Source organism: Mesorhizobium sp. M0960 (assembly GCF_040319055.1).
In the GTDB taxonomy this organism is placed as follows: Bacteria; Pseudomonadota; Alphaproteobacteria; order Rhizobiales; family Rhizobiaceae; genus Mesorhizobium.
The window spans coordinates 106,246-127,048 of record NZ_JAMYNN010000005.1 but is presented as its reverse complement, the minus strand read 5'-3'; the positions used below and the strand labels follow the sequence as shown (position 1 = coordinate 127,048).

Sequence of the window (20,803 nt, the reverse complement as noted above, 5' to 3'; positions counted from 1 at the left end):
TTATACTCCTGTCAGTTCGAGCACTGTAGACATGCCCGTTGCCGGCCCTGGGGGCCGCCCGGCCTCGTTGCGCCAGGCCTGGAACATCAATGCGGGCCACAAATCACGAGAATGGTCCTGTGTTCCGTCAAGGTGGTCGCGCCAGCACATCGCGACCTTCGCAAAGTCGAAGATCCCATCTCCGGAGAGGCGCATATCGGCGACCAGATCGCTGGCCCAGTCGCGCAACGGGCCTCTCAGCCAGACCGCTATGGGAACATCGAAACCCTGCTTCGGCCGGTCGATCAGCCGTTGCGGAAGATAGCGGCTCAGCAACTGACGAAGTATCCACTTGCCTTTGCCATTGCGAACCTTCGCATGTGCGGGCAGCCGCCAAGCGAATTCGACAACCCGATGGTCGAGAAGCGGGCACCGGCCCTCGAGGCTGTTGGCCATGCTGGCACGGTCCAACTTCACCAGTATATCGTCGGGCAGGTAGCCGGCCATGTCGTCGTACAAGAGACGGGACAGCAGGCCATCAAGCCGGGGTGACTCTTGAATTGATGTGGGCGGCTTGTGGAGTGTGAGGCTCTCGGTCGATACTCCGGTCAGCCGTTGATACAATTCGTCCTCATCTGCTGCGGCGAGCAGCCGAGCGAGGCGGTGCAGCCGATCGCTCCGCAGCGCGAGCCGTGCACTCGCCGAAAGCGGCAGCTTGCTGACGAGATCGTAGCGCGCCGCACGGGCCAGCAATTCGACCCCTGCAGCAAGCGTGTGACGCAGCGGCGACGGCAGCGCATGCTGTCGTTTCAACCGCGCCGCCATGAAGTGGCGGGCGTAACCGGCGAAGCATTCATCGCCACCGTCGCCTGACAGGGCCACGGTAACATGCTGGCGGGCGAGCCGCGCCACCAGCAAAGTTGGTATCTGCGATTCGTCGGCGAACGGCTCGTCCCAGATCTGCGGCAATTCTGGAATGACCTCGCGCGCAGCGGCGGCCGAAAGGTGTAGTTCAGTATGATTGGTGCCCAGATGCCGCGCAACCTCCGCGGCGTGGGGAGCCTCATCAAACCCGCCTTCTCCGAAAGCAATCGTGAATGTGCGCACCGGCTTCGGCGACTGAGCCTGCATCAGCGCCACAACGGCGGAGCTGTCGATGCCACCAGACAGAAAGGCACCCAGCGGCACATCGGCTACCATGCGTTCCCGAACGGCAAGTCGCAGCAGGTCGTCGAGTTCGTCGGTCAGTTCTTCGTCGGTGCCGGCGATTGGATTCAGTCGACCGTTCGCGGCGACTTCAGGCAGCGACCACCAGTGTCGGACGCGTTGCGAAAGGGATGCGGCACTGCGCGCCTCGGCAAAATCTGCCGCCGTCACAGACAGAACCGAGCCAGGAGGTAACTTGAATACGCCTTGCCAGATGCAACTGTTACCCGGCACCCATCCCTTCGAAAGCATCGTCGCAGCCGCGTCGAGATCGAGCTCCTGACAGAACCCTGGAAAACGATTGATCGCCTTCAACTCGGAGGCAAAAACAAGCGCATCGCGTGTTGCAGCAACATAGAGCGGCTTTTTGCCCATTCGGTCGCGGGCGAGATGGAGGGTCCTGGTCTTCAGATCCCACAATCCAAATGCGAACATGCCAGCGAGGCGCGTCAGTGCGGTGTCGAGACCCCAACTCTCGATTGCGCACAGCATGACTTCGGTATCGCTGGCGCCACGGAACCGATGGCCAGCGCCTTCAAGTTCGCGGCGCAGATCGCGGAAATTGTAGATCTCGCCGTTGAACGTAATGGCATATCGGCCACTTGCCGAATGCATTGGTTGGCGTCCCGCCTCCGATAGATCGACGATAGCCAAACGCCTGTGGCCGAAGGCGATGCCGGCTTCACGGTTGACCCAGAAGCCTTCACCATCAGGCCCGCGATGACGAAGGCCCGTCGTCATCTGCCCTATGGCCGTGAGCGGCCTGGCACTGGCTGCATCGGGTGCAAGGAGAATTCCGGCAATCCCACACATGCCATCACCTCCGGTCGCTCGAGGTTGCCGAAACCGTTTGCGGCGTTCCGGCAACAAGGCAAATGGTCAGCGCAAACCACACGATTGGATGGCGGATGATCAGATGTGGCATCCCGAAGATAACGATCGACACGACGAGCACGAACAGGGCATCGAGCTTTGCACGCCATGCGCATAAAGCCGCCGCGCCGACAATCCAGGCCAGGGCTAGGACCGCAATCAAACCACCTTGAGTGTATAGATCGAGAATCGTGTTGTGAGCCTCGAAAGGCCGGGGCAGAAACTGGCTGTAGGAAATGGGCGGGCGCTCCAGATGCGGCCCAGGACCAAGGCCCAGGGATCCTGACGTCAGGCCCTTGCCCAATGCATCTCCCCAGAGATGGAGGCGAAGTGCGGCGGTTTCGGCGGTTGCGTCGCCGCCCTTGTCCTTGGTGAGACTTAAGGCGAACTGTTCGACGCTGCCCGCTTCCGTGAGAATGTAGGGCGTCATCGACAAGGCCAACGGAAGGAAGCCAATCATCAACAGGAGGGTAACTTGCCGGGAAAAGCTGGCCTTGCCGTCACCGGTTGCGAGCCATGTCCGAACCCGCAGCCCAAGAAATATCAAGCAGGCCAGGACCGTCGTGTACAGATAGGTATCACTCTTCGTCAGCCTTCCGATATAGATGGTCAGGATAAGGCTGCTGAGCCCGGCCAATCTCGCCCACGGATTGCTTGTGGTCGTCGCAAGATGCAAGGCGAATGGGCCAAAGAGTGCACAATAGAGCGCGAGCTGGTTCGGGTTCTCGGACCAGCCGCGGAAGCGATCCCAGTACCACGGATCGACGCCGGATTGGTGGATCCAACCCCATCCAAGTGCCAGCTGAACAATAAAGCCTGCATTCGCGATCGCGACCACCCACCAGGCAGTACTGCGCAGATGACGATCAGCCTCGGGCTCCGCGGCGGCTAGGCAGGTGACGCAGATCAGCAGCAGGTAGGCTATCATATCGTGCATCACCACCGACAGGTACAGCACCGTGGTCAGATAGCCGACGATGGTGCCAATCCCCAGAGCAAGCGTCATGATCAGCCAGAAGCCCGCGACACGGATCAGGGCGGGCCTGACTACCAAATGACCGCCGGCGAGCACCCGGCCGATCGACAGCATGATCCAAAGCGCGAGAAACAGCTCGCCATAGCCGAGTGGCACTCCCGGAATGGTGAGCTGCGCCGCATAGGACATCGCAACGCCGCAGGCCAGCAACGCGTCGCGGATCATCGGCGCGCTCCACCCAATGCGCGGTTTGCAGCAGCCTCTTCAAGCAACGCGGGCGACGCCGGTCGAGCGAAGCCGCCATGGGATTTGGCGCTAAGGACATTGTCGTAGAGATCGCAATATTGCTCGACCACCCAGGGCAGCGAGAACTGCGTCCGGACCAGCTCGACAGAGCGAGCGCCCATGGTCCTTCCTTTCCGGCGGTCGGACAAGAGGTCTATAATTCGAGATGCAAGGCTGTTCGGATCGTGCGGTGGGACGAGATGGCCGTTCCATCCGTCTTCGACCACCTCATTGCAGCCAGGCATCCTTGAGGCGACGATAGGCAATCCTGCAAGCCCTGCCTCCAGCAGGACGCGCGGAATCCCTTCGCGATATTGTGTCGGAAAGGCGAACAGATCGGCCATGCCAAGCAGGGCAGGAACGTCGCGTCGTGGGCCCAAGGCGATGACATGGGGCGCATGTCGATCAATCTCCGCCTTGTCCACCGCAAATGGGCCCTCGGATTCCAATGGCCCGACAAGCACGAAACGGGCATCGGGCCTTTCAGCCAAAATGCGAGGGACTGCCTTGAGGAGTGTCGGGATGCCTTTCTGGCGAGTTAGCCGGCCGACAAAAATTACGATCTCGGCGGATTGGAGCCCAAGCTCCTCGCGCATTTTCATCGCCGACGGGGCAAGATGCCTTGCCATGGCGAACGCATCGACGTCGATTCCAGAACTGCGGATCACTCGTCCGCTGCCACGTATGATCAGTCGGTAGCGTTCAAAGAATGACTGATCGTCCCGATTTTGGAACACCGTAGCGGCCGTCCATAAGGACGAAAGCCATTGCAGTCCGCAAAAGATTGGGCGCAGGGCCAGGGCGCGCGGTTCCAGGGACGAGAACGTCCAGCCCAGACCGTTGATTGTGCGCACGACTGGAACGCTCCCGCGCACCGCAAGTGGCGTCACCAGGTTGGGCTTGGTGTCGAAGCTTTGGATAATATCCGGCCGGAGTTCCGCCATCAGCTTTCGAATGGTTTTGATGGCGGCCCATTCCCCGCTGCTGCTGGAAAAGCGGTCGAAACCGTAGCTGCGATGCGGAATGCCATGCCGCAGGAATGCGGCTTCACCGCCGCTCGAAACCGCAGTAACCTGGAATCCCTTCTCTCGCAGCGACATCAGGAAGGGGATTCGCAGGGCGTGATCCTCGCCTCCAACACACACGAGGTGCGGATTCATCCTGCGTCTCCTGACCGTTCGCCGTAGCCCGATCGCGCGAAGTGGCCGGCCGTTGAATTTGCTTTCATAGTGTTGGTTTCGTTACCCATCACGCCCAAGATCACGGTAGGGGCAGGCCTTGCCACTGTCCTCGTCTGTTTGAATGACACACACCGTGTCCCGGAAACGGATCGCCGTGCCCAGCCGGTTCAGGTAGCCGCGCGTTGCATCAAAAAGGTCGGCACTGCCCAGATGCCCGAGCACGGAGTGGTCCGTTGACAAACGGCTCGCGCTCCGCGGCACTTTCCTGTCTTGGTGCTGGTTGCCGTCGGAATGCCGCCTAATTTGCGCGGCTAGCTCATCCTCTGGATGCGCGAAGTTTGACCACGCGGGAGATGATCGCCCGTGCCTCCGATGCTAGCAGGATCGGAATGCCGTCGCGTACCGGGTAGGCAAGTCCTGCGCTCTTCGATACGAGTTCGTCGCGATCCCCATCCCAGGCAAGTGAGCCTTTGGTCACTGGGCATACTAACCGTTTCAACAACTCAGGATTGAAAGAGGCATTCTCTTCGGCTCGCCTATCCGCATCCATCTGCTATTCCTTTCTCGGCTCCGACGCGAGCGTCTTTCGCACAAAAGCCATCACCCGACGTTCGAGTCATTTCTGTAAATCGTAGAGTTCCGGCAAGTGTCATAAGCCTTGCAAACTGCACTTTCACGGTAGGTGCAGGCTTGGCCACCTGTCGTCGTCTGTTTGAATGAATTGACATTGAACGGAGCTGCGTGGCGGCGAAGTTGGAGGTGAGGTGTTGAACGCACAATGGGTAAGCACGATCGGAGACAACCGTGATAGGTGACCGGAAGGTTTCGTTATTGAAGACCGCTCGCGGTTAATGCTCTCGAGCCAGTGTTTGACCGTTCCGGCCAGTCAATACGGGCGACGAAATCGTAAACCGGACCGCCGGGTACTCCCCAATTGCTTGACCAGACCACCTGTGAACCGTCTGGGGACGGCGAGGCGTGGGTCTCACTCCAGTAGTCGAATGGAGCGTTCTTCGTCTGCACAATACGTCGAACCTCTCCGCTGCCGTCGATGCGCAGCGCGATGACTTCCCGCGCATACGGCGCCCAATTCGGATATTTCGATACTTCGTCCGGGTCGCCGGAATAGCTAAGGAACACCCAACCCGGCCTGTCCAGTGACCTGAGCGATGCATGCTGTGCTTCGCCATATCTCATCAGCGAGGTGACTTTCCCATCTGACAGCCTTCGCTTGATCACCTGGAATATGTCCGGATCGGATTTACTGATCCCCACATAGATTTCGCTGCCGTCGGCATCGACCGTCATGTCCCCATGGCCAGGCCGATGATGCTCGGTCCATTTTTGGCGCAGAACGCCGTCAACCGAAAAGATGAACGTCTGTTCAGTTTCGTCTTTTAGGTACTGAATGCATAAGATGTTGACGCCTAGCGGCGAGATTGAGCAGGCGCTGTTGGTCCCGACAAGCTGTGCGAGATCGATTTCCGGAAACTTCCGCCGCTGTTTGAGATCGTAGGCAAAGACGACCGCTTTGCCGTCCCCGCGAACCGCGCGCACGGCTATACGGCTGCCGTCACGGCTCGGATTCCCTTTATAAGGGCCGAACTGGAGATCACTACTGTCAGTCGAAACAAACAGGACCTCCTCATGATTGGTGCGTGGCGCCCACGTCGAGATTTTCCGACCACCGACGCAGATCATCAGGTCGGGATCGCGAGGGTGCCATTCGCATTCGATCGATCGAACACGGCGAAAAAGCGGAGCGTAGGTGCGCCCATCCAGGAAGCATAAGCCGCCGCAGCCGTTGCTGATGACAAGAAGGCTCTGATCCGAATTCCAGGCCTGAGCGCTCGAATAGCGGTGGCTGCAATATTTGCTCCCGCATGCGATGCCGGCGCCGAGGATTCCGGGTTTGGTTATTCGCGTGAAAGTTGTGCCAAATGCCGCATCCTTCGCCGGGTGCAGGTAATCAGGCAGGTCCATGGCCACCGGCGCGACGAACTTTGTCGATGCCACATCCTCTTCACTCACCGCTCCGCGCAGATCTATGGATGTCGCGCTGGCAGCTAGCGTCAACGCCAAGACAATTTGGTAGCGAAAAAAGCGCATGTCGTGTCAACTCACGCGGTTCCGTCTCAATAGTTCGATTTCCGTTTTTATTGGACACCTTCTTCTCGACGCTTCAAAACCGTATCTCTCTAAGCTTCAACCCTTTTAAATTTCGCCCGCGCCGCGCCAAACTTGTCAATTACTCCACGCGCTATTATTTCGGTGGCGGCAGCGAGCCCGTCTGAATCTAAGCTTTCAACGCAAGTTGTCGGTACCGGGAACGATCCAAGTTGTTCCTCGATAAGATTAACGTGGTCGATATGATCAAGACTGCTCTGCAGATCAACTTCGAGGAACTTCTGAATGATGCCGAGATTACGCCGGCGTTCCCTCAACCGCGCCTCTAGAATCTCTCGTGGCGCCTGCAATCGGACAAGCAGGTCCGGTTTGGGTAGAAGCTCGAGGGCGCACGACACCCTTTCACGATCCGTTATGCCGCTGAACAAAACCAGCGAGCACACGAATTGCACCATACCCTGGTCAAAAATTGAGATCGTGTCCTTGGACGCTATTGCCGCGCGCCAGGCTTGTAGAAGAGCTTCAAGATGCCAGTTCAGACGAGCCGCCCACAGCTCATTCTTGGGTGGAAGGATCTTAAGCACTTCTGCACCGAGAGAACGCTGTCCAATCCACTTTGAATGCAAGCCGGAGACTAGTTTGAAGGCGGCTCTTCTAACCGGGTGTCGACGGTCGCCGGTCTGCAAAACAACAGAGTAGCCCTGAGCTCGCAGAACGTGCACCAGCTCGCACGCCAACGTCGTCTTACCAGCACCGGACGGCCCAAATAGCTCCAAGATCATCTTTCAATCCAGACTGAGGGAAGCCTTCCGGCAGTGATGTTATGTCCATTTGCTGAAGCGAACGCCCATCTCTTCCCGGGATGTCTAGCCGACGAGCCAGGAATTCGCGCCATCCGTATGAATGACGGTGTGGTCACGTTAGGATATCGACGAAGGCCATAATCGTGAACGGAAGGAGTGCGTTTCGGTCACTATCCTTCCCGATTGCCTTCCATCCGTTTGCCGTTCCGTCCCCGACAGGGCTGTGCAGTAGCCCAATGCCCCAGCGCACCTCCACGGGGCTCAGTAGTCATAAGTTCGGCATGTCTCATCCGTTCGGGGGATGCGAGATACCCAGCCATCTGGAAACCTTACCTCTGCGATGGCCCCACCCAGAACTGATCTTTTGCCGCCTCTATCGCCAATAGAACAGCTTGGGGGCATCCAATGAATATGTTGGACAAAAAATCTTCGATTCCATCTCAGGAGAAATCGTATGAAAGCGGGCAGATGAGCGAGGACCTCAAGTCATATCCGTCAGCAGGGGCTACAGCCGCTATGCCTACTAGTTACGACGCCGAAGTCGCGGCCGCGGCCTATGATCTCCCAACAAAGCAGAGATATCAGGATCCGAGCTTTGCGAGCTGGTACCTGGACGGATATGCAGGCCGCTTGAAGCTGTCTACAATTGCATCCTACGTCATTGCGCGACGGGAGCAGCGCTGCATCGCCAAGGCGCTGGAGAGGTGCAGCCCGCCTCCATCCCAGGTGCTCGATATCCCATGCGGAACCGGGAAGCTGGCTGGCGTGCTGGGCCGGCATGATTGTCAGGTGCTGGCTGCAGACATTTCAATGGAAATGATGGCCCTGGCTAAGTCAGCATATGAAGGTCAGCCCGGATTTCGGGGATTCATCCGATGTGACGTGACGCAACTGCCGTTCGCCGACGAAAGCTTTGACACGGTGGTCTGTCTTCGCCTCATCCATCTTATCCCGCCACATCTCAGGCGCGACATTATCATGGAGCTCGCGCGCGTTGCCAGCCGCCGTCTGATCGTATCCTACGGCGTTGGCACCCGCCTCCAGAGAATGCGACTAAGGCTGCGGAAGATAATCACCGGAAGGCTGTCGGCGCCTCATCCCGTCAATCTTAACGTTGCACGACAGGATTTCGCAGAGGCGGGGCTCGAACTGGTACGCTCTTTCAGCGTCCTCCGGTTCCTGTCCTGCGAGCAGCTGTTCGTACTTGAGAAGGTAAAGGCGTGGCCTGCCGCCGGTTTGCAGCCTTTGCGTTAGCACTGGCATTGCGGATCAAGCCGCTGATGGGTGTCAAAAGCTGAAACGGCGACGGGAGGTGGCTGTGGAACCGGCAGGCAAGGCCATTCCGGCGCGCATGGCATCACTCGACCTGCTGCGCTTGGCCGCAGCCCTCGCGGTCGTGCTCTATCATTATCTTTTTGGCGGCGCGATCGCCGGAAGTCTCGATGTGGAATATCCTGCCGCAGCACCTTACGCCATCTATGGCTATCTCGGCGTCAATCTGTTTTTCCTGATCAGCGGTTTCGTCATCGCGTGGTCGGCCGAAGGTCGAACCTGGCAGGAATTCGCGGTCGCCCGCTTCGCCCGGCTTTATCCCGGATTCCTCGTCTGCATGACCGCAACTTTTGTTGTTCTCGTCGTCGCCAAAGACCAGCGTTTTCCGACCGATATTGCGACCTATGTAGCCAATCTCTCTATGTTCGCCCGCCTCTTCGGCAGACCATCCATGGATGGGGCCTACTGGTCGATCATGCTCGAGATCCTGTTCTACGGCTGGGTTGCAGTGCTGATCTTTGCGGGTGCCTTTCAGCGCTGGAAAATACCTATCGCTGCCATCTGGCTCGCAATTTCGGCAAGCAACGAGTTCTTCTTTGAGAACGCGGTGATACGCATTCTCTTTATTACAAACTATGCGCCTTTGTTTGCCGCCGGCATCCTCGCGGAAGACATCGTTGCAAGGGGCCGTTCGCCGGCTGCGTTCCTGCTTCTTGCCGTCGCATTCCTGGTGTCTTGCCAGACCATAATCTTCTCTCACAACTGGATGCATGAGCACTTTGGCGCTGCCATTTCGTATCCTGCTCTCCTCGCTGCCAATATAGTGGTCTACGGAGTCTTCTCTGGCGCGATACTGCTCCGCTCCGTGATTGCTCCATCCAAGGTTGTCATGATGCTCGGAGGATTGACTTATCCGCTGTATCTTTTGCATCAGTATATTGGCTACATCTCGCTTAACGCGCTGGCGCCGCATGTCGGAAAGAACGCCGCATTCTTCGTTGTCTTTGCCGGGATTCTTCTTGCCTCTTTTCTCGTCTGGCGCTTCATCGAGACGCCGGTACGCAAGCCGCTCGTTCGCGCTCTGGTGTCTGGGATATATCGCCTTGCACCAGCGTCGCAGCCAATCCGGCCAACCTCGTCCGCACGAACATCGTGATCAGAAGCGCTCGGCGGGTGTGCCAGAAAGATTCGCGTTAATCGCGAAACACCGGGGTATCCAGGCTTGGCACGCTGTACGGCACACTGGATGTGTCCCGCTTCCGGTTTCATTGACGGCTCAGCCGATTCCCCAGCACCCCGCATGACGAGGCTTCAAGAGCAGCGAAGCGCACTCCAAATAGCGCACGCCAGGTCCGGCACATGGCGCAAGACTCTCTTGCGATCTGGCACCGCATCGAAGGGCTTATCGGGGAGAAGGTCGCACTGTGTGTATCAACTTACGATCAAAGTTTCTCTCACGGGGTGCCGGTATGTGATTTGGCGCTAATATACGCAGTCTGTAGGTAGGGCGCTGTCGAAACAGAAAAAGGAATATTGGATGACAACTCTGCATTACACGTCAGGTGGATCGGGCACGGAAATTGCTCAAGCCGGATTCAATCTGGCTGACGTTTCATCCGTTGACCAACTCAATGCGCTGCCGGACGGTATGAAAGGCATGGTCTATCTGAACGAAACCGACGGAGTAACCTCCTCCTTTGTCGACAAGGTCACGCCCTTCATCGGTAATCCAAAGCTGTTCGGATTCTTCCTGGTTGACGAGCCGGATCCCACCGGCCAATGGGGTACCTACGCCTCTGCCGCAAATCTGAAGGCAGAATCCGACTGGATTCATTCCAATGTGCCGGATGCCAAGACCTATATCACGATGATGAGCCTGGGGACGTCGGCGAATCCAGATTTTTCGAACACCTACAATCCCGCCAGTACGGGTATCGATTACTACGGCGTGGATGTCTATCCTGTCCGCACGGATGGCGCGGTCGACTACAACATGATCGACAAATTCGTCGCCGCCGCTCAGGCATCGGGCATCCCGACGAGCCAGATCATTCCAGGCTACCAGACGTTTGGAGGTGGCGACTATAACACCGACATGGGTGGCAAATATGTCGTGCCCACCGCCACCCAGATGGAAACCATGATGGACCACTGGGCCAAGCTGGTTCCGTCACCCGCCTTCGACTACGCATACGCCTGGGGTTCGCAGCGAGGCGACACAGCGTTGGAGAGCTCTTCGGAACTGCAGGCCGTTTTCCGGGAACACAATCTCAACACTGGAGGGACTGCTCCTTCCGAAGCCGCCGCTACTGATCCCAGTTCTACGGCGAGCATCCCTTCCGAAGCCACCACCGGCGATAGCGCCTCGACTGCCACGGCTCCGTCCGAGGCCACCCCCAACGATAGCGCCTCGACTGCCACCGCCCCGTCCGAGGCCACCCCCAGCGATAGCGCCTCGACTGCCACGGCCCCGTCCGAGGCCACCACCGGCGATAGCGCCTCGACTGCCCCTGCCGAGGCCACCACCGGCGATGGCACCCCGACTGCCACGGCCCCGTCCGAGGCTACCCCCAGCGACAGCACCTCGACTGCCACCGCCCCTTCCGGGGCCACCCCCAGCGACAGCACCTCGACTGCCACCGCCCCTTCCGGGGTCATCACCGGCGATAGCAGTTCGACTGCGACTGCCCCTGCCGAGACCACTACCGGCGATAGCAATCATAGCAAGACCGCGCTTTCGCACCTCCTCGCTGGCAATAGCAGTTCGACCGACACCGCCGCCTCCACAAGCGATGGCAGTCATGGCAAGACCGCGCTTTCGCACCTCCTCGCCAGCGACGGCAGTTCCACGGCGGCCGCCGCTTCCGGCGCTACCACAAGCGATGGCAGTGATAGCAAGACCGCGCTTTCGCACCTCCTCGCCGGCAATGGCAGTTCGACTGACACCACCGCTTCCGGCGCCACCATCAGCGATAGCAGTCATGGCAAGACCGCGCTCTCGCACCTCCTCGCTGGCAATGGCAGTTCGACTGATACCGCCGCTTCCGGCGCCACCACAAGCGATGGCAGTGATAGCAAGACCGCGCTTTCGCACCTCCTTGCCAGCGACGGCAGTTCGACTGACACCACCCACGATAGTGCCGGCGACAAGGTAAGCGAGGGCAGCAGCGTTGACCGCATATTGGCTGCGTTGAACCATTCTCTTTGGGCCGGCTCGGAGCTTCTCCCGACCAACGACCCGTCCGACACAACGGCAACCAGCCTGGTTCGCCACGGGTTCGCGCAGACCGTCCAGCCCGATGAAAATGTCGGCGCCCAGGCAAAAAATGGCGCCGCCGAGATCATGTCCGGCCACGGAGGCAACGACGCCTTCGACTTCAGCAAGCTCCAGGACAAGCTCCACCTCGATCAACCCGCTCTTACCGAGCTTAAGTCGGGCGGGCTTTCATTGCATGCTTCCTCTGCTGATACGGCCGCCGATGATGGTTCCCACCACATCATCTTTGACAGTACAACCGGATCGCTCTCTATCGACAGCGATGAAGTCGGCGGCGCAGCTCAAGCGCAGCTCGCTACCCATTTCCCGTGGCAGCATCAGTCTTTGTGATCTGAAAACCCGGAGCGGCGGACCTTCAAATGGAGTCGGGTCCGCCGCTCCGTCTTTGTTCAATTGCGCCACGGAAGCTTGGCCAAGGGAAGATAAGATACCGGCGGACATCGGAGAGATCGAAGTTGGTCGGCATCATCACCAATGCGAATTTCGGATTCGCAACACTAAGCGGTCTCGGCAATTTTCAGCACGGCGTCGATCTCGGCCATCACCGCTGCCGGCAGCGGCCCTTTTTCCAGCGCACCGAGATTGTCCGCGACCTGCTCGGGCCGCGTGAAGCCGGGAACCGGCAAGGCGATTGCCGACTTGGCGAGGATCCAGCCGAGCGCGCCCTGCGCAAGCGAGCGTCCGCCCGAGGTGAGCAGGTCGCGGATTGCCGCGAGCCTTGACAGATAGTGCGGGTTGGCGGCGCCATCCCTGAAAAACACCATCCAATCGGCATTCCCGCCGCGCACGTCATCGGTGGGCAGCCTTATGGCCGGCGTGTATTTGCCGGTGAGCAGTCCCATTGCCAGCGGCAGCCTGCTGAACGAGACGAGGTGCTCGCGCGCCGCAACGGCCATCAGCTCGTTCGCCGGGGTAAACACATTGAAGTCGTTCTCTACGGCGACGAAACCCTCGCGCGGCGCGTAGGCCGCAAGCCGTTCGCAGTGATCGGTGCTCCAGCCGAAGCCGCCTATCTTGCCCTCCTGGCGCAACAGGCCGAGCGTATCGAACACCTCGCCGGCGCGTTCGATCGGATATTCGTTGATGTGTAGCAGCACGACGTCGATAAAATCGCGCTGCAGGCGCTGCCGCGAATTGTCGATCGATGTCCGGATCGCCGCGGCAGAGGCATCCTCGGGAGCGATCTTGCGCGTTTCGGGATCGCCGAAATAGCCGACCTTGGTTACGATGACGGCTTCGTCCTTACCCTTCAACGCCCGCCCGAGGATTAGTTCGGCATTGCCGGCGCCATAGGCGGCAGCCGTGTCGAACACCCGCGCGCCGATGTCATAGGCCATCGCCAGCGCGGCTTGCGACCTGATATCGTCGACCTCGCCATAGATTGTCGCCGTGTCGCGCCAGCGCGCGGCACCCCCCGCTGCCCAGGTGCCGATCCCGATGCGCGGCACCGATCGGCCATCCCAAAGCTCCATCATCTCCATGCCCGTTTCCTCAATGACGCAGGCTGGCATGGCGGGCACACTCGCGGATCTCATCGCGGGAAATGCCAGCATCCACCAGTGTGCTGTCCGGGGCCTGCCTCAAGCTCGCAAGCGTCTGGCGATAGGCAATCCAGCGGGTGAAACGGTATCGAAGTTCATACAACATGGTCGTCTCCTTTGGCGCGCAGAATGCCCGCGCGCCTGGGTTGATCGAAAGCGCAAAGCATCTGCGCGAATCGCATGCTCGATCGAAAAGATGGCGCTCGCTTCTTGGCCAGCCGAGGCGCTTATCCCTGTCCCGTCAGGCAAGATTATCCAACGCCTCCAATTCCTGCATACTTGCGCGCGATGCCCGCTTCGCGCTACAGCCACGGTCGCAAGGAGTTTTTCATTTCTGCAAAATGGATATTGTCTGGGACGATCTGAGATTGTTTCTCGACGTTGCGCGGCTGGGTGGCTTGAGCGCAGCGACGGGAACCACGCGCCTCAGCGCAGCCACCCTTGGACGACGCGTCACCGCGCTCGAAAAGCAGATTGGCGAACCGCTGTTCGTGCGCCAGCAGACCGGCTACCGGCTGACCCCGGTCGGGGAAGAACTGCTGCGGCGCGCCGAAGACGTCGAGGCAGCAATGCAGTCGCTGACCCGCTGGCGCGAGGGAAACCTGCCCGACCGCATTGTCCGCGTCTCGGCTGGGCCATGGACCTCGGCCTTCGTTTCCGCCCATATCGGCGAGATCTGGACGGTCGATGATGGCATAAGGGTGGAACTCGTCACCACCACCGACCGGGTCGACATCGGCCGCCGCGCCGCCGACATCGGCATCCGCAGCGAGCGCCCGACCGAGCAGTGGCTGGCCGGCCGTCTGAGCGGCAAGGTCGCCCACGCCATTTATTCCGGACGCCACCTGATCAACGGCATCGCCGCCGGATTGTTCGTCGGCGTCACCGGCGAAGGGGCAAACATTGCCTCGGCGCGCTGGCTGCAAGCCCACCACGGCGACCGCATCGCCGTTCGCGGCAACAACACCCATTCGGTGCGCGAACTGGTAGCCGCCGGCGCCGGCCTTTCGATCTTTCCGTGCTTCGTCGGTGACGGTGATCCGCGGCTGGTTCGCGTCGCTCAGCCTATCCCCGAACTCGAAACCGACCAATGGATCGTCACCCATCACGAGGAACGTCACTCGCCGCCGGTACGAAAAGTCGCCGACCGGATTGTCGCCTTGATGCGGGCGCACCAGCCGCTGTTTCGTGGCGAGACGCCGTTCCGGTAAGCCTCAGGTGTCGATCGGCCGCAGTGGATCAAGAATACTTTGGTGGGCCGGACGAGATGCCGCTGCCGTTGATTTAATTGATCTTTTCGTGTGCCAAAATGAAGGTGACGCAAGAGCTTTCGGCGGCGGTGCATCGGGCGTTGGTTACTTATGCTGAAGTCCTGCGCTGGAGCCAGGCAAACACGTCTCCCGTCCCATAAAGCGCATTCCTCCGTGATAGAGCATTTCATGGCCAGGGATCGAGGTTTAGCCAAGGCACAGCGCGACGGGAAAGATGCGGTATCACTTTGAACGCGGCGGCATCGCTCGAGCCGGCTCATAGCCGTATGCTTCACCCTTACGCACCACGCGACCGATGCCCGGCCAGCCAAGGTGCGCGCCGGCGATCCACGTCCCCGCCTCGGCCGCGTCACTGAAAACCTTTAGACGGGTTGCGCGCGCGGTCAGCTGATCGTCGTCATAGCTCCAACTGAACGCGGGATTGCCGAACTGCAAGGCCGGCACATGAACGATGTCCCCGAAGAATAGGAAACGGTCCTCGTCCGCGTCGAACGCGTAGCCGGTATGGCCGGCAGCATGACCGGGCAGGGCGACCGCCCTCAATCGCTCACCCACCTGGTCGCCATTCTGGACGGGCTTCAGCAGGGGCCGGAACTGCGCAAGGTGCGCGTAAGCGAAAAAGCTCTCCACAGCCGCCTCGGGAATTACGATCGCCTTCAAGTTTGGAAAGAGCGCTCGGCCGTCGGGGGTCAAAAGTCCGTGCACATGATCCTGATGGGCGTGGGTGAGCGCCAAGACCGTGATCGAAGCCGGGTCAATCCTGGCTTCCGCCATGGCCTGCTCAAGACGCCCCACTGTCGGGGCCCAGCCCCCTCCTCCGCTGTCGATAAGAACGCCGTCAACGCCTGGACCTGCAAGGGCGAAGCAATTGACAGACAGGCGAAGCGCCCCTGCCTGCGCAGCTTGCGGCACCGGATTATCCTGCGGATCCCGCAGAAGGTCCGCCGGCATCTCGATGTAACCGTCCGAGAGCGACCAGACGCGCCACCTTCCCGACGTGCTGCCAAGCACGTTGCTGCTTTGCGATGTCACGATCATTAAGGCCACCTGCCGCAAACGAAAATGGAGGATAGGTTCGATTGTCACTATTGGCTCTCTGCACCCTCTACGCAAAGTCGTCGGGAAACCGGTGAAGATCAATCCGGAAAGCATCAGATCTCGATAAGCGACGGATTGGAAAATGATCGTTGACCGACCTGCTAGCTTCGTGGCGATGCCAGCTCTTATTGCATGCCCATGTAGATTCCTCCCTTCGTAAGCTCTTCAATCATCTGATTTATGCGCTTTCGGCGTGTTTCCGGGTGACGGGCGCGCGCGATCCAGTGCAAGTAATCATTGCGCTGATAGGGAGGCCGTTGCTTGAAAGCAGGCATCAGATTTGCGGCCTCGAGCTCTGCACGCAAACTGTCGGGCATTTTAGCCAACGGACGTTTCAGCAAATCACGTCTCCGCTATTCGAATTCTGATGATGGAATAGATCACAAGTCAGCCCTCGCGCCTGCGAGACCGCAGCCGGCCTGGCGACAGCCCTTTCAATCGGGTCACGACGCGATTCATATGGGCCTGGTGAGTGAAACCCGCATGTTGAGCAATCTCGGCCAGCGGCAGATCGCTATTTTCCAAAAGCTCGACCGCGCGATCAACGCGGCGGCGTAAAATGAATTGATGTACCGGCAATTGCGTCGCCTCGCGAAAGGCGGCGGTGAAGACGCGTCGTGGCATTCCCGAGATTCCGGCAAGATGGTCGATCGAGATCCCCTTTTCCAGATCGCCGTCAATCGCAGCGAGGACCCGGTCGAACCGCTGCGAGGTCAGGAGCGGAGATTTCTGCCGCCGCTGGCGTGCATGCCCGAGACGGAGCAGGTTCACGAAAATCAGGCCCAGCGTCCATTCACGGACGATGGCATTGGCTGGCGGGTCGCCTTCGAGGCGTCGGCACAACTCGGCCACCAGCGAATCGCGTATCGGTCGATCGGTCAGGATCACCAGGTCCTCAAGGGTCCCGGCTGCGGATACCAGGAGCCTTGACGCCAGCGCGGAGTCAACGGTGATCATCGTCAGCTCTCGCGGCTCCTCGATCTTGAACCGCGTGGCCCGCTCGGGAAGACTGAGCAGCAGATCACCGGGGCGCGTGAAGACGCGCCGCAGCCCGCGGCCAAGATCGATCTCTGCATAGGATGAACCGCTGCGAATCACACGCAGCTGAACGACTCCGGCCGGTGCATGGCGATAGTCGCCGGCAGGAAAGAACAACCTCTTTGCACTTGCCGCGGTCACCATCGTTGTACCGGGCGTCCGGACGCAAGTTCCTCCAGGACTTCGATGATCGATCGCCGCATCCTCGATCCTTGACGCCTACACTTTTGCCCGTTTGACTGGTCCACCAGGGGCATCATTTGCCAGGGCAGTCAGGTCACCGATCCGGGGCACAAAGATGTTGTGCAGTGTCTGGGTCATAATGGTCATTTCACGCTGAATTTGCAGTTCCTGTGCGGCGGGAAACAATGTGTCCTGCAAGAAGAGTTCCAGGCCTGCCTTGTCGTCCCATATCTCGATGATGCGATAGCCATCGTCGGTGGCATGCGCGATGTGCTGGTAGATGCCGCCAGCGGGCCGTTTCTCCACGCCGATCCGATCGAGGATGCGGCTATAATCTTCGGCCGTCAGGCCGGCAATATCAAGTGTCGTCACTACGGCCATGGTTCATCCTCGCTGCTGATAGTGGTTGTTTGAAGTGGAGTTCTTGGACGGGCCCCGAATCTATTGGGCCGATGTCGTTTGGCATCGCTGTCCTGACCGCGAGTTTGACTCCCGAAGTTCACCCACAGGAGCGGCCTTTGGTCCTCAGCCACCGAGCGCCTCGATGACAAGACGGGCGGTCGCAGCTCCGGAGAAGTTCTGCTGGCCGGTGATCAAATTGCCGTCGCGCACGGCAAAATCGCGCCACAGCCCGGCCTGAATATAGTTCGCGCCGAGCGCACGCATCTCATCCTCGATCCGCCATGGCATCAGATGCGTACCGTGCGGCAGCGCGCCCATCTCCCAGACGGCATTATCGGCGAAGTCTTCCTCGACATTGGCGAAACCTGTGACAGTGCGCCCTTTGGCCAGCAGCTCGCCGGTTGAGAGGCGCGCGTAGCGCAGCAGCGCGACGCCATGACACAAGGCGGCCGCGACCTTGCCGGCCGCAAGAAAGGCGACGAACAGCCGCTGCAACTCAGTCGCGCCTTGGAAGGTGAACATCGGCGCCTGGCCGCCAGCGACGACGATCGCGTCGAACGCGTCGAACGACAGCTCTGCGATGGGCCGGGTCGTCTCCACCAGCGCCGCCAGTTTCGGCGTCGACAGGAAACCGAGCGAGATCAGATCCGTATCCGAATAGCCGGACGGATCACGCGGGTCGCTCAACACATCCGCCTCGCATTTGCCGCCCTCAGGCGAGAAGATCGCGACTTCGTATCCGCGCTCCGTGAAGGCGAGCCAGGGATGAGTTAACTCGCTCCACCAAAACCCGACCGGCCAGCCTGTGGTGGTTGATACAGCCGGGTTTGAAAGGACCATCGCGACCCGCTTTGGATGCAGCGGGTCGAGTGGGTTGGGATCACGCACGCTCATCGCGCCATCTCGACTGGTTCGCCAAGATTCGCCCAAATCGTCTTGTATTGGGTGTAGCTTTCCCACGCCTCGCGGCCCTGCTCGCGGCCATAGCCGCTCATCTTGAAGCCTCCGAACGGCGCATTAGTATGGTACTTGTGCCAGCAGTTCAGCCAGACCGTGCCTGCCTTGATCCGGTCGGCGAGCCGCAAGGCGCGGCCGAGATCGCTGGTCTGGATGCCCGAGGCGAGCCCGTAGCTCGTGTCGTTTGCGATCCGGATCGCGTCCTCCTCGCTGTCGAATGGAATCACCGGCAGGACGGGGCCGAAAATCTCTTCGCGCGATATCCTTAGGTCGTTGGTCGCATCGGCGAAGATAGTCGGCTCGACGAAAAGGCCCTTGCCGTTGACCTGGCGGGTGCCGCCGCCCGCGGTCAGTCGCGCGGTGCGCTTGCCCTCTTCGATATAGCTCAAGACCTTGTCATACTCGCCGCGCGACGCGATCGGCCCGATCATCGTCGCAGGGTCCAGCGGATCGCCGAGCGTCGCCGACTTCGCCATGGCGCTCAGCTTCTCGACGACCTCGTCATAGCAGGCGCGTTCGACCAGCAGGCGCGATCCGGCCACGCAGACTTCGCCCTTGTTCCAGAAGATGCCCCAGAAGGCTGCCTGTATCGCGGCATCGATATCGGCATCGGCGAAAACGATATTGGGACTCTTGCCGCCGAGCTCCATGGTCAGGTGTTTCATCGTCCCGGCACCGTTGCGCATGATGCCCTGGCCAACGGCGGTCGACCCGGTGAAGGCGATCTTGTCGACGCGGGCATCGTTGACCAGCGCGTCGCCGATGGTGCCGCCTGGGCCGGTGACGAGATTGTAGACGCCTGGCGGCACGCCTGCGTCGAGGATGACTTGCGCCAAGGCGAGGGCCGTCAGGGGCGTGTCGGTCGCAGGCTTGTGAACGACCGTGTTACCCGCCGCGAATGCCGGCGCGATCTTCGAACAGGACAGCGCGAGGGGAAAATTGAACGGGGTGATCGCAGCGACCACGCCGAGCGGCTCACGCCGCGTCAGGATCCTGATATTTGGTTCGTAGCTGGTACGATAGGCGCCGTCCATTGCGCTCATGGCGAGCCCGCCATGAAAGCGGAACAGTCCCGAGCAGTGCGGCATGATGATATCGCGGAAATCGCGATAGGGCATACCCATGTCCATCGCCTCGCGCACCGCGAAATCCTCGGCGCGCTCGTCCAACAGATCGGCGATGCGGAACAGGACCTTCGCGCGCTCCTCATGATGCATCCGCGCCCAGGGTCCTTGCTCGAAAGCCCGCCGCGCGGCCGCGACGGCATCGCTTGTGTCGGTGACGCCAGCCTTCGCAATATTGGTGATCGCCGCCTCCGTGGTCGGATCAAAAGTCGTCGACGTCTCGCCACTGACAGCATCGCGCCATTGGCCATCGATCAGCAGACGTCCTACTGGAATCGCCTTGCGCCGCGCGGGTAGATAATCAGTCATGAACCGGTCCGTCCTGTCGAATGAGATTGAAGGAAATTCTCGGCCCCATCCCGCGCCGATAGGCGAGTTGGACCAATAGCAGCATCATCGGCTCGATCAGGCGCGAGGCCGTGAGATCGCCGACATCGACCGGCATTGTCGGTAGATCGGCGAGAAGCCGGCAAATCGCCGCCTTGGCATCTGCGTCATTGCCGGCGACATAGCTCGTTACCGGATCGCCGTTGAGACGCGGATCATCCCTGTCAAGCAATTCGGCAAAGGTCGGAATGCACTTGACGACAAGCGCGCCCGGCGCGCGCCTCTGAACCTCCTCGCCTACCGACGTCGTAGTGCCGACCAGCATCGTGGAAAGATCCGGCGCGACCGCATTGGTATTGTCCCAGACGATCTTGCCCGACAAATCGCCAAGCGCATCCATTGCCAACTCGAGAGCCGGCCATGGCGTCGCCAGGGCAATTACGTCGGCCCATCTCGCTACTTCGTCAGGGGCACCGAAGCCGACACGGAGGGTTGCCGCGATTGCGCGCAACTTGCCTTCGTCACGACTGAAGCTGAGGCGAATTTCGTGCCCGGCGAGGCCAAGACATTTCGCCAAGGCCTTCCCGAGCGAGCCTGGTCCGATGATCGCAACTTTCACAACTGCCTCCCGACACGCGATCGGGCTTGCCTAGCACCATTGCAGTCGTGCTTATTTCACGAATTGCCCTTGCACGATCGGGCGCACTCGTCACATGGATCGGCCGCGGAACTGGATGTTTGGACCAGTTCATCAACCTGGTCCCGCGTGAGAATCCTCTTCCGGCGCCTTGCAGCAGACGTTAGCGGTTTCCTCCAGTTCCTCGGCTCCGTCGACGGCGCGCTCCAGGTCTTGGGCTGCAATACCGAGCCGTGATTTGCCAGA

Annotated in this window: 20 protein-coding genes; 5 read left to right on the top strand and 15 right to left on the bottom strand. The window is 60.0% G+C overall.

Features of this window, described 5'->3' with window-relative positions; genetic code table 11:
- The 6 genes from asnB to NKH63_RS12985 form a co-directional block, all read right to left on the bottom strand.
- A complete protein-coding gene (gene asnB, locus NKH63_RS13010) occupies nt 1-1,998 on the bottom strand; it encodes an asparagine synthase (glutamine-hydrolyzing) (RefSeq protein ID WP_352484587.1) in 1,998 nt (665 codons plus the stop codon).
- Between the two features lie 4 nt (nt 1,999-2,002).
- Nucleotides 2,003-3,259, bottom strand: a complete 1,257-nt coding sequence (locus NKH63_RS13005) for an O-antigen ligase family protein (RefSeq protein ID WP_023718567.1) — start codon at nt 3,257-3,259, stop codon at nt 2,003-2,005.
- Nucleotides 3,256-4,479, bottom strand: coding sequence for a glycosyltransferase family 4 protein (locus NKH63_RS13000; RefSeq protein ID WP_352484586.1), 1,224 nt, complete (start codon nt 4,477-4,479; stop codon nt 3,256-3,258). The genes NKH63_RS13005 and NKH63_RS13000 overlap by 4 nt, the downstream gene beginning before the upstream one ends.
- Before the next feature lie 337 nt (nt 4,480-4,816).
- Nucleotides 4,817-5,050, bottom strand: a complete 234-nt coding sequence (locus NKH63_RS12995) for a Trm112 family protein (RefSeq protein ID WP_084642590.1) — start codon at nt 5,048-5,050, stop codon at nt 4,817-4,819.
- Nucleotides 5,051-5,328: 278 nt separating this feature from the next.
- Nucleotides 5,329-6,609 (bottom strand): hypothetical protein, encoded by a 1,281-nt coding sequence (locus NKH63_RS12990; protein ID WP_352494504.1) that lies wholly within the window; start codon nt 6,607-6,609, stop codon nt 5,329-5,331.
- Between the two features lie 89 nt (nt 6,610-6,698).
- Nucleotides 6,699-7,409, bottom strand: a complete 711-nt coding sequence (locus NKH63_RS12985) for an AAA family ATPase (protein ID WP_023718570.1) — start codon at nt 7,407-7,409, stop codon at nt 6,699-6,701.
- Between the two features lie 426 nt (nt 7,410-7,835).
- Here NKH63_RS12985 and NKH63_RS12980 point away from each other — a divergent pair, with 426 nt between their 5' ends.
- From NKH63_RS12980 to NKH63_RS12970, 3 genes are all read left to right on the top strand, one after another.
- Entirely contained in the window at nt 7,836-8,684 is an 849-nt protein-coding gene (locus NKH63_RS12980) for a class I SAM-dependent methyltransferase (protein WP_352484582.1), read from the top strand.
- 64 nt (nt 8,685-8,748) lie between these two features.
- On the top strand, nt 8,749-9,858 hold the full coding sequence (locus NKH63_RS12975; RefSeq protein WP_352484581.1) for an acyltransferase family protein: 1,110 nt from the start codon (nt 8,749-8,751) through the stop codon (nt 9,856-9,858).
- A 381-nt stretch (nt 9,859-10,239) separates the two neighbouring features.
- A complete protein-coding gene (locus NKH63_RS12970) occupies nt 10,240-12,309 on the top strand; it encodes a serine-rich family protein (protein WP_352917939.1) in 2,070 nt (689 codons plus the stop codon).
- Nucleotides 12,310-12,476: 167 nt separating this feature from the next.
- On the opposite strand, the gene NKH63_RS12965 is transcribed toward NKH63_RS12970, so the two are convergent.
- Together NKH63_RS12965 and NKH63_RS12960 are read right to left on the bottom strand one after the other, a co-directional pair.
- Nucleotides 12,477-13,460, bottom strand: a complete 984-nt coding sequence (locus NKH63_RS12965; RefSeq protein ID WP_031193861.1) for an aldo/keto reductase — start codon at nt 13,458-13,460, stop codon at nt 12,477-12,479.
- Nucleotides 13,461-13,470: 10 nt separating this feature from the next.
- Entirely contained in the window at nt 13,471-13,626 is a 156-nt protein-coding gene (locus NKH63_RS12960) for a YjiS-like domain-containing protein (RefSeq protein WP_084642594.1), read from the bottom strand.
- Between the two features lie 235 nt (nt 13,627-13,861).
- Here NKH63_RS12960 and NKH63_RS12955 point away from each other — a divergent pair, with 235 nt between their 5' ends.
- Together NKH63_RS12955 and NKH63_RS31340 are read left to right on the top strand one after the other, a co-directional pair.
- Entirely contained in the window at nt 13,862-14,731 is an 870-nt protein-coding gene (locus NKH63_RS12955) for a LysR family transcriptional regulator (protein WP_031193862.1), read from the top strand.
- A 98-nt stretch (nt 14,732-14,829) separates the two neighbouring features.
- Nucleotides 14,830-14,931, top strand: a complete 102-nt coding sequence (locus NKH63_RS31340) for a DUF2274 domain-containing protein (protein ID WP_156948055.1) — start codon at nt 14,830-14,832, stop codon at nt 14,929-14,931.
- 82 nt (nt 14,932-15,013) lie between these two features.
- On the opposite strand, the gene NKH63_RS12950 is transcribed toward NKH63_RS31340, so the two are convergent.
- The 7 genes from NKH63_RS12950 to NKH63_RS12920 form a co-directional block, all read right to left on the bottom strand.
- Nucleotides 15,014-15,829: an MBL fold metallo-hydrolase gene (locus NKH63_RS12950; RefSeq protein WP_031193864.1), complete on the bottom strand. Its 816-nt coding sequence runs from the start codon at nt 15,827-15,829 to the stop codon at nt 15,014-15,016.
- Between the two features lie 185 nt (nt 15,830-16,014).
- The gene (locus tag NKH63_RS12945; RefSeq protein ID WP_036244599.1) at nt 16,015-16,230 is read right to left on the bottom strand and encodes a YdeI/OmpD-associated family protein; all 216 of its coding nucleotides are present in this window, start codon (nt 16,228-16,230) and stop codon (nt 16,015-16,017) included.
- Between the two features lie 46 nt (nt 16,231-16,276).
- Nucleotides 16,277-17,071, bottom strand: coding sequence for a helix-turn-helix domain-containing protein (locus NKH63_RS12940; RefSeq protein WP_023718578.1), 795 nt, complete (start codon nt 17,069-17,071; stop codon nt 16,277-16,279).
- 75 nt (nt 17,072-17,146) lie between these two features.
- On the bottom strand, nt 17,147-17,491 hold the full coding sequence (locus NKH63_RS12935) for a hypothetical protein (protein WP_023718579.1): 345 nt from the start codon (nt 17,489-17,491) through the stop codon (nt 17,147-17,149).
- A 144-nt stretch (nt 17,492-17,635) separates the two neighbouring features.
- A complete protein-coding gene (locus NKH63_RS12930; protein WP_031193870.1) occupies nt 17,636-18,406 on the bottom strand; it encodes a type 1 glutamine amidotransferase domain-containing protein in 771 nt (256 codons plus the stop codon).
- Nucleotides 18,403-19,902, bottom strand: coding sequence for an aldehyde dehydrogenase family protein (locus tag NKH63_RS12925; protein WP_352483214.1), 1,500 nt, complete (start codon nt 19,900-19,902; stop codon nt 18,403-18,405). The genes NKH63_RS12930 and NKH63_RS12925 overlap by 4 nt, the downstream gene beginning before the upstream one ends.
- A complete protein-coding gene (locus NKH63_RS12920) occupies nt 19,895-20,539 on the bottom strand; it encodes an NADPH-dependent F420 reductase (RefSeq protein ID WP_023718582.1) in 645 nt (214 codons plus the stop codon). Before NKH63_RS12920 ends, NKH63_RS12925 begins: the two co-directional genes overlap by 8 nt.
- Nucleotides 20,540-20,803: the final 264 nt, after the last annotated feature.

Coding starts and splice junctions, on each gene's coding strand:
- NKH63_RS13005 (WP_023718567.1), bottom strand. CDS start 3,259: ATGATCCGCGACGCGTTGCTGGCCTGCGGCGTTGCGATGTCCTATGCG.
- NKH63_RS12960 (WP_084642594.1), bottom strand. CDS start 13,626: ATGTTGTATGAACTTCGATACCGTTTCACCCGCTGGATTGCCTATCGC.
- NKH63_RS12970 (WP_352917939.1), top strand. CDS start 10,240: ATGACAACTCTGCATTACACGTCAGGTGGATCGGGCACGGAAATTGCT.
- NKH63_RS12955 (WP_031193862.1), top strand. CDS start 13,862: ATGGATATTGTCTGGGACGATCTGAGATTGTTTCTCGACGTTGCGCGG.
- NKH63_RS12965 (WP_031193861.1), bottom strand. CDS start 13,460: ATGGAGATGATGGAGCTTTGGGATGGCCGATCGGTGCCGCGCATCGGG.
- NKH63_RS12925 (WP_352483214.1), bottom strand. CDS start 19,902: ATGACTGATTATCTACCCGCGCGGCGCAAGGCGATTCCAGTAGGACGT.
- NKH63_RS12950 (WP_031193864.1), bottom strand. CDS start 15,829: ATGATCGTGACATCGCAAAGCAGCAACGTGCTTGGCAGCACGTCGGGA.
- NKH63_RS12980 (WP_352484582.1), top strand. CDS start 7,836: ATGAATATGTTGGACAAAAAATCTTCGATTCCATCTCAGGAGAAATCG.
- NKH63_RS12995 (WP_084642590.1), bottom strand. CDS start 5,050: ATGGATGCGGATAGGCGAGCCGAAGAGAATGCCTCTTTCAATCCTGAG.
- NKH63_RS12935 (WP_023718579.1), bottom strand. CDS start 17,491: ATGGCCGTAGTGACGACACTTGATATTGCCGGCCTGACGGCCGAAGAT.
- NKH63_RS13000 (WP_352484586.1), bottom strand. CDS start 4,479: ATGAATCCGCACCTCGTGTGTGTTGGAGGCGAGGATCACGCCCTGCGA.
- NKH63_RS12990 (WP_352494504.1), bottom strand. CDS start 6,609: ATGCGCTTTTTTCGCTACCAAATTGTCTTGGCGTTGACGCTAGCTGCC.
- NKH63_RS12985 (WP_023718570.1), bottom strand. CDS start 7,409: ATGATCTTGGAGCTATTTGGGCCGTCCGGTGCTGGTAAGACGACGTTG.
- NKH63_RS12940 (WP_023718578.1), bottom strand. CDS start 17,071: ATGGTGACCGCGGCAAGTGCAAAGAGGTTGTTCTTTCCTGCCGGCGAC.
- NKH63_RS31340 (WP_156948055.1), top strand. CDS start 14,830: ATGAAGGTGACGCAAGAGCTTTCGGCGGCGGTGCATCGGGCGTTGGTT.
- NKH63_RS12930 (WP_031193870.1), bottom strand. CDS start 18,406: ATGAGCGTGCGTGATCCCAACCCACTCGACCCGCTGCATCCAAAGCGG.
- asnB (WP_352484587.1), bottom strand. CDS start 1,998: ATGTGTGGGATTGCCGGAATTCTCCTTGCACCCGATGCAGCCAGTGCC.